This window comes from Peribacillus butanolivorans, assembly GCF_001273755.1.
Classification (GTDB): domain Bacteria; phylum Bacillota; class Bacilli; order Bacillales; family DSM-1321; genus Peribacillus; species Peribacillus butanolivorans.
On record NZ_LGYA01000001.1, the window covers coordinates 4,280,780 to 4,294,718 of the forward strand.

Annotated in this window: 11 protein-coding genes and 2 pseudogenes; 6 read left to right on the forward strand and 7 right to left on the reverse strand. The window is 37.4% G+C overall.

Annotated features, from left to right (window positions below):
* Positions 1-141: 141 nt before the first annotated feature.
* Complete coding sequence (locus tag AKG34_RS19720; RefSeq protein WP_053347671.1) at positions 142-351, reverse strand: hypothetical protein; 210 nt, start codon at positions 349-351, stop codon at positions 142-144.
* Between the two features lie 537 nt (positions 352-888).
* On the opposite strand from AKG34_RS19720, the gene AKG34_RS19725 reads away from it, so the two are divergent.
* From AKG34_RS19725 to AKG34_RS19740, 4 genes are all read left to right on the forward strand, one after another.
* Positions 889-1,869, forward strand: coding sequence for a sporulation hydrolase CotR (locus AKG34_RS19725; protein WP_053347672.1), 981 nt, complete (start codon positions 889-891; stop codon positions 1,867-1,869).
* 354 nt (positions 1,870-2,223) lie between these two features.
* Positions 2,224-3,567, forward strand: a complete 1,344-nt coding sequence (locus tag AKG34_RS19730; protein ID WP_330219164.1) for an APC family permease — start codon at positions 2,224-2,226, stop codon at positions 3,565-3,567.
* A gap of 157 nt (positions 3,568-3,724) precedes the next feature.
* Entirely contained in the window at positions 3,725-5,338 is a 1,614-nt protein-coding gene (locus AKG34_RS19735; protein WP_053347673.1) for an amidohydrolase, read from the forward strand.
* Complete coding sequence (locus tag AKG34_RS19740) at positions 5,335-6,180, forward strand: carbon-nitrogen hydrolase (protein ID WP_053347674.1); 846 nt, start codon at positions 5,335-5,337, stop codon at positions 6,178-6,180. The genes AKG34_RS19735 and AKG34_RS19740 overlap by 4 nt, the downstream gene beginning before the upstream one ends.
* Before the next feature lie 559 nt (positions 6,181-6,739).
* Here the strand turns inward: AKG34_RS19740 and AKG34_RS19745 are convergent.
* Positions 6,740-7,360, reverse strand: coding sequence for a hypothetical protein (locus tag AKG34_RS19745; protein ID WP_053347675.1), 621 nt, complete (start codon positions 7,358-7,360; stop codon positions 6,740-6,742).
* A 200-nt stretch (positions 7,361-7,560) separates the two neighbouring features.
* On the opposite strand from AKG34_RS19745, the pseudogene AKG34_RS29755 reads away from it, so the two are divergent.
* Positions 7,561-7,713 (forward strand): annotated as a pseudogene (locus AKG34_RS29755) (DNA gyrase inhibitor); the annotation flags it as partial.
* Between the two features lie 72 nt (positions 7,714-7,785).
* Here AKG34_RS29755 and AKG34_RS19750 read toward each other — a convergent pair.
* The 3 genes from AKG34_RS19750 to AKG34_RS19760 all read right to left on the reverse strand — a co-directional run bounded on the left by AKG34_RS19750 (position 7,786) and on the right by AKG34_RS19760 (position 10,888).
* Entirely contained in the window at positions 7,786-8,250 is a 465-nt protein-coding gene (locus tag AKG34_RS19750) for a DUF3291 domain-containing protein (RefSeq protein WP_053347676.1), read from the reverse strand.
* 165 nt (positions 8,251-8,415) lie between these two features.
* The gene (locus AKG34_RS19755) at positions 8,416-9,171 is read right to left on the reverse strand and encodes an AAA family ATPase (RefSeq protein WP_053347677.1); all 756 of its coding nucleotides are present in this window, start codon (positions 9,169-9,171) and stop codon (positions 8,416-8,418) included.
* Between the two features lie 316 nt (positions 9,172-9,487).
* A complete protein-coding gene (locus tag AKG34_RS19760; RefSeq protein ID WP_053347678.1) occupies positions 9,488-10,888 on the reverse strand; it encodes an aminotransferase-like domain-containing protein in 1,401 nt (466 codons plus the stop codon).
* A gap of 137 nt (positions 10,889-11,025) precedes the next feature.
* Here AKG34_RS19760 and blaOXA point away from each other — a divergent pair, with 137 nt between their 5' ends.
* A complete protein-coding gene (gene blaOXA, locus AKG34_RS19765; protein ID WP_053347679.1) occupies positions 11,026-11,820 on the forward strand; it encodes a class D beta-lactamase in 795 nt (264 codons plus the stop codon).
* Positions 11,821-12,190: 370 nt separating this feature from the next.
* On the opposite strand, the pseudogene AKG34_RS19770 reads toward blaOXA, so the two are convergent.
* Positions 12,191-12,762, reverse strand: a pseudogene (locus AKG34_RS19770) (response regulator).
* Between the two features lie 87 nt (positions 12,763-12,849).
* The gene (locus AKG34_RS19775) at positions 12,850-13,881 is read right to left on the reverse strand and encodes a Delta(5) desaturase DesA (RefSeq protein WP_053347681.1); all 1,032 of its coding nucleotides are present in this window, start codon (positions 13,879-13,881) and stop codon (positions 12,850-12,852) included.
* Positions 13,882-13,939: the final 58 nt, after the last annotated feature.

Genomic DNA, 13,939 nt, shown 5'->3' on the forward strand with positions numbered 1-13,939 from the left:
AGTCCAGTTTTTGAGGTGTAATAGCCCAATTGTTATTCAACTAATATGCCCCTTTAGTGAAATCCACTTTATTCCCCCTAAAATAAAAATAGTGCCAACTTCTCTTTAATAGAAATCGGCACTTCGTTTATTCGCTATACATTATCGTGCCGCTTTAGGCGGTTGGCACACGTCACATTTACGTTGGTTATTATTTTTAAATTTCGTAAATGTTTTTTCAAAGTTGCTACCACATGTACATTTAAATAGTAACTTTTGAGAAAAACCGTGATATTCCGTCGTTAGCAACTTACTTTCCGAGTTCTTCTCAACAAATTCTTTAATTTTACCAATCGTCCATTGTTTATTCATTCTTACACCTCCATATTTTATCGCTATGCGGAGGCTTTTCTTGGCATCCGTTCAATTATAGGTAAAAATAGTAATTATCTTAAGTTATCCATTATAACATGAGCTGGCACTCAATTAAACAGATGGAAGATATCTTATTAAACTCCCTCAGTTTAATAAGATTTTCTCACAAATACAGCTACTGTCATAGATAATATTTTTTTATGTTTCTTTTTCATACGATTTCTCCCTCCTTAAAGAAACTATCATTTTACGTTTTGTGTAGAAGCGAACATGATCAAATCATTATTATCTTTTCGTCCATAATAATGGCCAAGTAACCTTTGTAGCTTTGGTATGCACGTACTGCCACTCAAACGTAGTCTCCTCTATCCTCGTCGTAGTATTTTTTTATATACTCGATGGAGTCTTTCCTTGGATGCTTAGCTACATAATCCGGTTCCTGAAGGATTTCAGGTCAAAGAGGTATTCATTAGACACGAAATAAAACATATACTGAATGATACTTATGATCAGATTAGAAAGGAGAAATCAGCTTTGACAAAATATCGGATCATGACCTTTGATGGAGGCGGCACCTTAGGGGCTTTAAGTTTACAACTTTTGAACAGACTGGCTCAGCAAAACCCAAAATTAATTAGTCGAACCAATGTTTTTTCGGGAAATTCAATCGGTTCATTCACTGCCCTTGCGTTAGCAAGTGGAAGATCGCCGAAGGAGACACTCCAGTTTTTTAAGGATAAAATCCTGCCGGCATTCAGCGTTTCCCGACCAGGTGGACCTGTTTATAACCAACAATTACCTTATTCTGGTTTCATTAAAGCGGTAGAAACCTTTTTCCCACCAGATCTTCTCCTCAAAGACTTAAAAAGACGAATTGTTGTCCCTGCATTTCATTTATTCTCACCGGAGCTGAATCGTTGGACTCCTGTGTTATTCCACAACTTTCCTGGCTCTCCCTATTTAAATGAGAAAGCGAGTGATGTAATACTACGGAGCAGTGGTGCTCCTGCGACACAACGAGCCTATCAGAACTACGTGGATGGGTATACAGTAGCAACTAACCCCAGTACAGCCAGTATTGCGTTTGCAGTGGGGAAAGCCAAACAGCCTTTGGATCAAATTGCGGTATTATCCATTGGAACAGGTGAAGAGCCGACTCAATTAAGAAGAGATACGAAGGGGTGGGGGATGGTGAGTGCAGATAACATACGCCCCGAAAATATGAAGAACCTTCCCCCAAATTGGGGAGTTCTTTTGGACCGATCTCCCAATGAACCCTTACTGCCATTTCTTCAAATAGTCGCTAGTGGATCCGGTTACTATGAATCCATGGTCAGTTCTCAGCTTCTAGGAAATCGTTTTTTTCGGTTAAATCCACGGATCCCTAATTTATCCAAAACGGACCCTTCTGTGGTTCCCACTGTCATTTCAATTGCTAACAAAACAAATTTACAACCTGCAATTCAATTTATAGAGAAAAACTGGAACATAAAATTATCCCATAAATCTGATTGATTTTTTTATTTTCAAGAATTTGGATTTTTTATAAAAAAACAGCCAGAACCTGGCTGTTTTTATTTATTTATTTATTTATTCAGTTCATCTTCAACTAAACTGCCCTGTTAGTGCTACGAATAACAATGACATCCTTTTAAAGTAGATTACCTTAAATAGGATGATTTTTTATGCAAATGTGAATAAGGTATGCAATTTTACATGTTTTTGGAACTTAATTGTGGTTTCAAGTACAAATTTCTTCTCATTTGATAAAGGATTTCTTAAGGCTTGTGTCACCACAAAAGACAAAATGGCATATTTTTTGCTTTGTTTTATGTGTAGAAACTAAAAAGAAATAAAGGGGGTTGTTATGTGTCAGATTCAAAAGGGATGAAGAGGTCGTTAACGGTTATTCCTGTCGTTCTATTTGGTTTTTCATTTATGGCGTTGGCCACTGTGTTTAGTACATATGGAATCGCGGCTCAATTATCTCATGGTATGGTTCCAGGATCCTACTTACTCGCTTTAGGTGTGATGTTCTTTACGGCATACAGTTATGGACAGATGGCAAAGGTTATACCTTCAGCAGGTTCTGCTTATGCGTACACACAAAAATCAATTAATTCTTATGCTGGTTTTCTCGTAGGTTGGTCGATTTTAATGGATTATTTATTCATTCCAATGGTCAATTACTTATTATTTAGCATTTTCTTCTCGGCAGCTTTTCCATCTATACCGGCTTATGTTTGGGTATTAAGTTTACTGTTGATTGTGACAGTGATTAATGTGATAGGCGTAAAAATGGCGACGAAAGCAAATGCTCTCCTTACAATTTTAGCCCTTCTTTTCATCGCTATATTTATCGGATTATCCATCCGTGAAATTACCGGTGGCACAGGAACGGGTACACTTTGGAGTTTTGAATCTTTTTATAATACGAATGAGCACTTTTCTTTCATAGTCGCAGGAGCAGCACTTCTTTGTTTCTCATTTCTTGGATTTGATTCTGCTACAGCATTTGCTGAAGAGACGATTCAACCTGAAAAAACCATTCCCCGCGCAATCTATATCATCATGTTTACAGGAGGAATTCTATTTATAGCCGTTTCATATTTTGCACATAACGTATGGCCTTTATATGATACGTTCAGTAATGCGGATGCTGCAGCTAATGAAATTATTACATTAGTTGGCGGAAAAACATTTGCTACTTTCTTCTTAGCTGTTTATGGATTCACCGCCTTTGGATCTGCAATGTCTTCTCAAGCAAGTGCATCACGTGTCCTCTATGCAATGGGGCGTGATGGACAATTACCGAAGCGATTCTTCGGAACTCTCCATAAAAAATATAACACTCCTGTTAATAACATTCTTGTAATTAGTGGGTTTTCACTACTTGCATTAGTTTTAAGTTTGACATTAGTTGCTTCATTTATAAACTTCGGAGCCTTCCTTGCCTTCACTTGTGTTAATCTCTCTGTAATTTTTTATTACTTTATCAAGAACAAACAGCGATCTTTCAAAGGAACCATTCTATATTTAATCATCCCACTTATTGGAGCCGTTCTTGATTTATGGTTACTTGTGAACTTAGATATTCACTCAAAAGTACTTGGAGGGATTTGGTTCGTGCTGGGGTTTGTATACATGCTGGTATTAACAAAAGGATTTAAAGAGTCACCACCAGAAATAAACTTATCAGGTGAACATACTTAAAAATAAAGGAGAAATTATCATGATAAAAGAAGATACAATAATCAAAAGTAATAGGATTAAGTGAACAGCCAGAGTTAATTTGGCATAGAACTTGCAATTTTTAAATAAAACAAGTGGCATGCGAAAATAAGATTTTACTCTATAAGGAGAGGTTACAATGCCGATCATAGCAGATATTGTTATTAGTGGGAATGCAGTTTTAACTGGGTCAACAGACTCTCCCGTTCCAGCGTCTATATTAATCAAGGAAAATAAAATTATAGAAGTTTTAGAATTAGGTTGTTTTGCTGAATATGTAGATAGTCAGACGAGGATTTACCATTTTGGTGATCAACTGATTATGCCGGGTTTCCATGACTTCCATATCCATTTGTTGTTAGGAGGTTTATTGAATGATAGCGTTCGGCTCAATTCAGCGAAATCGGCAAAAGATGCCGCTGAGATGGTTAAAGCATACGCAGACACCAAAATAGATGACCCCTTTGTCATAGGATGTAGCTGGGAACAAAGCCTTTGGGAGGATGGGCAGCCGCACCGATCCTTCTTGGACGAAGTAATTTCGGACAGACCTGTACTGTTATATCAGGCTGAATTTCATAGTGCATGGGTGAATTCCAAAGCGTTGGAATTGGCAGGGATCGATAAAAATACGAAAAATCCTCCATACGGCGAGATTGTTAGGGATGAAAATGGGGAGCCTACAGGATTATTACTTGAGCACGCTGTAGGTTTTGTCACGAAAGCATTACCTATTAATCTTGAAATGCAAGATAAGTTACTCAATAATTTCTTACGTGAAGCAGCTAAATGCGGAGTTACTTCTGTTCACGATTTATTAAGGATCCCAGAAATGGGTGTGGAAGAAGCTGAATTGTATGGTGAATATGAAAAACAAGGTAAGTTAACAGCAAGAATTCATTTTGTTGCTCCCTTAAACGGAGATTTGGGACTGGCAAAAAGTTTACGTGAGAAATATACATCAAATTTGGTTCAATTCTGTGGCTTCAAGCAGTTTGTCGATGGAGTCACCACCAGTCATACTGCCTATTTGCTAGATGAATATGCAAACAATCCAACGACAAAGGGGAATACAGTTTTTCCTGAGGAGACGATTAAAAATTGGACAGTAGAAGCTGATGAAGAAGGATTTCGGGTTCGCTTCCATTGTATTGGGGATGGAGCGGTTAAATTAGCCTTGGATTCTTTTGAAGCAGCACAGCGGAAAAACGGGGTGAGAGATTCCCGTCATGTAATAGAGCATGTAGAAATGATTCATCCTGATGACATCGAAAGGTTTAACAAACTAGGAGTACTTGCCTCTGTTCAGCCAGAACATATCAACGTTTCACAAAGGGAGGTGTACGAGGACTTAATCGGGCAAGAGCGAATGAAATATACCTTTTTACTAAAAACGATGATAGATAATGGCACAAATGTTGTATTTGGCACCGACTATCCAGTTGTAAAGTTGGATCCGTTGTCAGGGATTTATCGTGCTGTTACAAGGCTAGATGATGAAGGTGTAACATGGGATGAAAAGGAACGAATTTCATTAAAGGATGCGCTACTTGCTTATACTGCGGCTCCGGCATATGGGTCTTTCCGTGAAAAAGAACTAGGAACAATTGAGGCTGGAAAACTTGCAGATATTATTGTCCTTGACCGTAACTTATTTGATGTCCCATATGAGGAAATCAAAAATGCAAATGTTGTTTTTACCATGGTAGACGGAAGGGTTGTCCATGAAATTGTTGGGGAGGTATCCATATGAGCAAAGTGAAGATAGGATTAATTCAATTGACTTGTGATGAACGAATTGAAGTGAATGTAGAAAAAACAAAAGTGAAGGTCAGAGAAGCTGCAGCTCAAGGAGCAAAGGTTATTTGTTTACAGGAACTCTATCATTCTGAATACTTTGCTCAAACAGTTTCTGTAGAGAATTATCAATTAGCAATCCCTTTAGACCACGTAGCTATAAAGGAGATGCAGGAACTTTCCAAAGAGCTAGGAATCGTGTTAATCGTTCCTTTCTATGAATGGGTAGCAAAAGGGATTTATTTTAATAGTGCGGCGGTTTTTGATGAAAATGGACAACATTTAGGCACAACACGGAAAAACCATATCCCAGACGGGCCTCAATACCATGAAAAATATTACTTTACGCAAGGAAATACAGGGTATCCAGTGTACGATACGAAATTTGGGAAGATTGGAATCGGCATCTGCTGGGACGAGTGGTTTCCGGAGGTAGCCCGTATTTTGACATTGAAGGGAGCAGATATACTATTCTATCCCTCCGCAATTGGTTCGGAGCCGGATCATCCAGAGCTATCCACTAGAAGAACCTGGACCAAAGCCATCTCTTCACACGGCATTCACAATGGAGTATTTGTAGCTGCGGTTAACCGAGTCGGCCAAGAAAAAGATATGAGATTCTATGGTGGAAGTTTCATAAGCAATCCAATGGGGGATATTGTCCAATCATTAGATGATGAGGAAGGAATCCTGGTCCAGGAAATCAATATAAAAGAAATCGAGATTGCAAGAAATCTCCTACAATTTTTAAGGGATCGACGAACGGATACATACGGGCCGATTTTGGAACAATGTTAGGGTTACCTGTCCTATGTATAAGTACGTACTAATCATTTAACATTTTCTATTAGAAAATGTTGAATCCTATAAAACACTAATTGGTAACTAACTCTTTTGAAGTTAGCTCAAATAAACCGAATAAACGTTATGTAGATACAAGAGCATAATGCAACTCTTGCTATATTTCGTTCGGTTTATGTATATGAGGAAGCAAATAATAATCACGTTTTGGGGTCCTACCAATTTATTGAAATAAAAAAATAACATAATAAACTGAAGGGACTGCCTTATTTTATATAAGACAGTCCCTCTTCCTTTAAGTCATTCGTTCGTCATCCTTGCTTTTGATAATGACTTCATATGGATCGTCCTTCACCTTTTCTCAAATTTCATCTGTCATGATAAACTCTTCAATCATCGTGTTTAGATCGCCTGCCAATTCAGTGGCTTTTGGTATGGCGCTAGGAAGTTTTATTCACGCCTTCCCAATTAGCTGTATAAGGAAATTACTCTTCATTTCACTTTTTTGTACAATAGACGCACTTTTTCGAAGTAAAGTCCTGTCTCACTATTTAGGTTATAATTGCGGGACGATACCTAGCAATTTTTTAGCCTTTAGCCATATCGTCAATCCAGTTGTCCAAAGGATTAGTGCGGAGCCGAAGCCGATTATCGACAACGGTGCAATGATTTGATGCTCAAACAGCGTGACACTCTCAGGCACAACCAGTAATGTAATAATCGCAAGTAAACAGAGAAGTAATCCGGTAACATAGTAGATTCTTAATTGAAAAAGATGCGCCAAAGGTAAAAAATGAATACCCACAATTAAGGCGATAATTGCCGGTATTAGATCAGTAAAATTAGTTGCGTTACAGATGGCAATTGCAATCCCGATTGCCAAACCTTCCGCAATGAAGGTTATGTTAAACCAAAACCTTATACGCTTCCAGCGCCTGGCATCTTCTTGTGAGACCTGATTAGATAATCGTTTTGATGCTCGTATTAATGAAATCCCACCAATAATCAACGTAATACCTACGAAAACAGCAGCTAACTCCACGTAAGGAAATCCCCAACCTTGCAATCCCATTACACCTGTGCCTGCCCAAAGCGTACCGAAAAACGCCATGAATAGTAAACCACTTGCAGATCCGCGAACAGCAGCTCTAGAAATGAATCTTGAAGTTTGTACCATAAATAAAGGTTTCCTTTCATCTTAAGTATTTGATCATTACACCTTTCATTGGCATTGGCGATAAAAAAACTACATCCCTTTTTCATTATATTCGAGCGTGCAAATTACTGAACTATTCACTCCCATTTGCTCTACAAGAAAAAAGCGACACTTCATTATTGAAGTATCGAAACAGTTCGTTTAAGAAGAATTAGTTTAGGTCAGCAGAAGATATTCAAAAAGCATATGCTGAAATTTTTCCATCTATACAAAGCTATGGATATCAAATTGATAACAAGCCCATCTTGGAAAGATACACTGGTGATATAATTAATAACCCTTATTGCGAAATATGCGTACCAGTAAAACCGTAATAGTTGATTAGCTTTTTTCTAGTTTGATACTTTATCAATGGATAATTTCCCAATTAATAAAGGGTAACCCTGCTACTTAATCAAGAACGTCTCTCCTTTTTCATCAAATGCATGCTTAAAATCAAATGCAAAAGGAGTGGGACCATGCTGAATATAATAGTTATATCTCTTGAAGGCCTCCTCCCATGAGACATCCGTCTCCTTTTCTGTCCACCAAACTACATAAGAAAGGTGTTTCTCTGGATATGGCTCGATCCATCTGCTTCTATCTCGTAATGCTTGCATATGCTGTCCTGAATAGGTAAAGCGATATAAGGATTGAAGGCTTCTCCATACAGTTAGTGTGAGAATAGGAGAACCATTTCCCTTTACGGTTTCGTCTGGGAAAGGGACTCCTTCAGGTGAAAACGCCTCTATAAGTCCTGATTTAGTTGCCTGACGATATACTTCATTTCCCACTTGAAAAAATTCACGAGAGGCAGGGTGGTCATAGGGGTGGTTTAGCCTACCAACAGTATAGATTGAAACTAATGCCATAAACAGCCCTCCATCTATAGTCTTTTCCTAGATATATTCAAGTAAAAATGTGAAAATTCCTTCTTCAGCTAACCTGCCCCTTTAGTTGCATAAGAAAGAGGTCGCCTCAGCAACCTCCCTAATTGTAGTAAAGCACCCGTTAGTAAAAGAACATTGAAGCTACACTTATTGGAATAGATGATGAAGCAACCGATCTTTATCTTCAAAAAACTGTTTCATTAATAAATAGTGATTGGACTCCTCTAAAGTTACTTCACTCAATCCACCCTCTTTTATTTCAATAATTTTAGCATCTGGATAGGCCATAATTATCGGAGAATGGGTGGAAATGATGAACTGGGACCCTTGATTAACAAGTTCATTTATTCTGGCTAACATCGATATTTGTCTCAGTGGTGACAAAGCTGCTTCAGGCTCATCGAGGATGTACAGACCATTGCCTTGAAATCGTTCTATAAAAGCTGAAAAAAACGATTCACCATGAGATTGTTGGTGAAGTGATTTTCCTCCAAAGGAATCTATAATTTTCCGACCACTCGATGGCTCCTTGTCTAATTCCTCTATATTTGTAGCTAAATTATAAAAGGTTTCCGCCCTAAAGAAAAAACTATCCTTCGGCTTATATACCCCCTTTTTTAAACGGAGATATTGTTCTAAATTCGAGTGTGAATCATAACTGGAAAAGTTAAAATTTAAAGTTCCACCTTCTGGGTTAAATCCAAATGCAATAGCAATCCCTTCAAGCAAGGTTGACTTCCCCATTCCATTTTCACCTATAATATAAGTAACATTGGGATGAAAAGTTAATTCTTGCAAGTGCTTAATTACAGGTAGATTAAGTGGGAAATTTTCATATGAGGAAATTTGATCTCTTTTAAGGTAGGTACCCCTGATAAACTGTGAATCATGATATAGCTTCATTATTAATCACCTCGTGTCAAATACAATTCTTTAGCTATAAACAAATAAACTTCTAGGAACCTTTACGACAAATAAAGCGAGCTTCATACGTATCTTAATAATAAAGTATAGCAGATCTATTTACACGATACTCCCTTAATATAAAGTGTAATCTCCCGTTTTCTCAGAATTTTATAGAGGTTTAATTTAGCTAGTTATCTTCTATTCTTTAGAGTTATTCTGCTTTCTAAGACTGCTCTTCACCATTCCCAGAAACAGATTCTAAATTAGGTCCTTTGAGTTAATTAGTTGTCACCTAGTCATATTTTACATAAATTTATATAGACATGTTTCTCTGTTTAAGAAGTTTCCTAATAGAATCGGCAATTTTTTGTACACCAATACTGATAGAATCATCTTCAATTTGAGAAACACTAAGTCGAATAACATTTTCTTTTTTACATTCTGGCATGTACATTTTTCCAACATCGTCCACATACACACTTTCCATCATTAAATGTTCAATGAGATGTTTAGCTTTTAGAGGATAAGGTAATTCAATGGTTGAATAAAAACCCGATAATGAACCGGAAAAAGAAGCAGAAGATGGCAGATGATCTCTATAGGCTGTTTGTAATAGCCTCCCTTTGTTTCTATACATCTCCCTCATTTTTTTTATATGTGCATGAAACATTCCATTTTTGAAGTAAATTTCTAGTGCACCCTGTGTAAGAACCGGGGTATGTAAATCTGCAGCAAATTTGGCCTGCAAAAATACTTCTTTCATCGAGTCAGGTATGACTGTCAGGCCCAGCCTCAAACCAGGAAGTAATATCTTAGAAAAGCTTTTTGTATAGATAACCCTTCCTGAGGTATCATAGGCAAACATCGGGTCCTGCTTCAAATTGAAATCAAGATCTCCCATATAATCATCTTCAACGATATAGACATCATATTGTTGTGCCAATTCCACAATCTCCTTTTTTTCAGCATTCGAATAACTGTAACCAGTTGGGTTATGAAACCTTGAAGTTATGTAAAAGAACTTGATGCTATTCTGTTTAAATATTTGTTCCAAATCATGCAAATCTATCCCAGTTTTCGTTACCTCTATTCCATAAACAACAGCATTCTGATGTTTTAGAGATTCAATGAATCCAGTATGTGTTGGCTGTTCAATGCAAATATTATTCTTTCCGTTGGGAAATGGAAGTGAGACAAAAAGATGAAGGGCTTGTTGAGATCCAGTTACAACAAATATTCTTTCGGGTATGGTAAAAACCTGGAGGTCCTGTAAATGCTTCACTAGCTCTAAACGAAGCGAACGCAATCCTTGAATCTCTGAATAGGAAAACATTTCTTCTTTATATAAATCAATCGCCTGGTTAATGCAATGTTTAAAGTCAAGATATGGCATTGAATGTTTATCGGGACCTGCAGACAAAAAATCTATTTTCTTATTCTCTATGTGATCCTTTTGGCGAAAAGAGTAGTCCTCGACAACATAATAACCGCTCTTGGGAACAGAATAGATTAAATGTCTATTCTCCATTTCCTGGTACGCCTTGATCACACTGTTTTTACTGCAAGAGAGCTCGTCCGATAAAGCCCTGATAGAAGGCAGCTTGCTCCCTGTCCCCAATAAACCTTGCGCTACCCGATGATTAATGACCTCGATAATCTCCTCGTATATCCTCACTATTTTCCCCTTCCCTTCTAATCTGTATGGGCACAGCATAAGAAAAACATCGTTTAGTTTCTCAACGGAAATAAGTATACTTTAGCTATCAAATCTTGTTAACTATTTTTGATTGCAGTAATGAAGGCCTGCATTGCTGCTGATCCATCAATCCATGACTTTAAGGAGAGTGTGAAATGAAAATCCTAAAGGTATTTCTAATGCTTATTGTACTCCTATTTAGTGGTTCAATGAGCAGCATTCAAGTAAGTGCAAACAACCAGAAGGTGAAAGTACTGCAAGTTGGGGAATCGTTCGATGGGGTACAAGGGACAACCGTAATACAAAACATTAAATCTGATACGGTATATATCTATAACAAAAAGAGAAGTACAGTGCGCTTTACTCCAGAATCGACTTTTAAAGTGCCAAATGCATTAATCGGCTTACAGACAAAAGCCGTACATGATGAATATGAAGTGAAGCGCTGGGATGGTGTACTTAGGGAATTTGAGGATTGGAATAGGGATCATACGCTGGCTTCAGGCATGAGACATTCAGTGATCTGGTATTATCAAGATATGGCCCGGGATATTGGTGCAGAGGATATGCAGAAATACGTGAAACGAATCAATTATGGTAACCAGGATATATCCGGTGGGATTGATCATTTCTGGCTTGACAGCAGCATAAAAATATCTGCCCAAGAACAAGTTCATTTTATGGAGAACCTCGTAGAAGAAAAACTGCCCCTTGATAAACAGCATATGAGAACAGTAAAAAGAATCATGATTAATGAAGAAGCAGACTCATATGTTCTCCACGGAAAAACAGGTACACGCCTTTCTGACCTAGGGTTAGGCTGGTATGTAGGTTACATCGAAACAGAGAAAGGAAAATGGGCCTTTGCAACGAACATTAACGGAAGCGGAAGCAAAGCAAAGACGATTACAGTAGATGTTCTGAAAGAGTTGAAAATTATTAACGAATAAACCTTCACGTATGCTCTTAATCAGATTTTACAATATGAGGAAAAATCAAAAGGAACCGATTGATTCAGGTTCCTTTTAATTTCCTTTATGTTCTGCCATCTCTTAATCTGATATTCCAACCAAAACAGAAACCTTTTTCATATTACCTAAGCTACAACAATTTTACATAAGTGTATGTATGGTAATGGATGACACATTAAGCAAAGTGTTGGACAGCATACATGCGGTTTTTTGAAGGATTTCGACCCGTTATTCTTATCCTTTGGTCATAAAAAAAACAAAAACTCCTTTCCACAATAGAAAAAGAGTTCAAAAAGAATTTTTAATCTATTACAACATAAATCTCACAAGTAGATTCCTGAGAAGTTGTTTATTTTTGGGTGAAGTTAATAATTTCTAACCGGTTGGTAATTTCATTTTATCTTTGATTGTTGAAAAATATTTTCTTACAGTCCCAATTGTGTTACTTTGCTGATTAGAGGGTTCAATTGTGGTTTGAGCATCGGCCAACAGTCCTAACACTCCCATTTCCTGTTCATTATAGTTGGAAGCATGATCTATAAGTTCGGGGGAGTAAATTCGCTTTCCATCCATTATACTGCGAATCGAACAGGCTAACTCGTCGCTTGGGCTGTCCTTCAATAAATATCCTCTTACATTAGCTTTTAACGCACGTTGAAAATAACCATTTTTCCTGAAAGTTGTTAAAATAATTACTTTGTAATCAAATGGCTTTAAAGCTTCTGCTGCCTCAAGTCCACTCTTTTCAGGCATCTCTATATCCATGATACAAACATCCGGCTGTAATTGGTGCACAAGTGTAAGTGCCTCTTCTCCATTACGCGCTTGCCCGACAACTTCAATATCTTCTTCAAAATTAAGTAGGGAACTCATTGCCTCTAACAGCATTTCCTGATCCTCTGCAATTACAATTCGAATCATTTAAGTTCTCTCCTTACCGGGCAGTAGTTTTATATTAATCAAAGACTCCCCCTATAATCAAGGGGAGTCTGTCCATAAATGGGGCAGTTATATCTCAGATTTCACTTTAGCAGAAACACTTTTTTCCGCTACATATCTTAAATCTTTGAAGCCAATAAAATTCTTATTTTCCTCATCCCACAGGCGGAAACGGATTGACCGCAAGCTTGTAGCAAGAGTAATCGTTGGTACGTTCTTTAAAGGAAGGGTATTATTATGTGCCTCTTCTAGTTTATAGTTAGGTACCCTTGGACTTAAATGGTGCACATGATGGTATCCGATATTACCAGTAAGGAATTGCATCAGTTTTGGAAGCTTATAAAAAGAACTTCCTTCCACTGCTGCTTTTACATATTCCCATTCCTTATCTTCTTCAAAATAAGAATCCTCAAATGTGTGCTGTACGTAAAACAGCCAAATGCCTACTGAACCTGATATTAAGAATATGGAACCTTGTACTAAAAGAACCGACTGCCAACCAACTGCCAAGCAAAGTAATCCTACTAAAACAACGATTAGTACATTCGTCAAATAGGTATTCATTTTTTCCTTCTTTCGAGCACCTTTTCGGTTAAATCTATTTTTAAGAAGGAAAACATAAATTGGACCTATTCCGAACATTACCAATGGATTGCGATAAAAACGATAGGCTAAACGTAGTTTAAGTGGTGCTGCCAAATATTCATCCACCGTAAGTGTCCAAATATCTCCCGTACCTCGCTTATCTAAATTACCACTTGTAGCGTGATGAACAGAATGCTCATGCCCCCACTGATCAAACGGGAATAACGTTAAAACACCCATAGCTGTCCCCACTATTCTATTGATACGACGGCTTTTAAAAAATGAATGATGGGTACAATCATGAAAAATAATGAAAATTCGTGTCAAGAAGCCAGCAGCTATCACGGCTGGAACTAATGCTAGCCAATAAGAAACGGAAAGGCTTATATAGGTTAAGTACCATAAGATAATAAATGGCCCCAACGTATTGATAATCTGCCATATACTTTCCTTTGTGGTTGATTGTTCAAAAGGAGCAACTTGTTTTCTCAAGTTTTTAGTATTTTGTATGGTCATTATTCAAATGCACTTCCTTTTGTTTTTGTTGTTACTTCATATTATAAAGGAAGGAAAA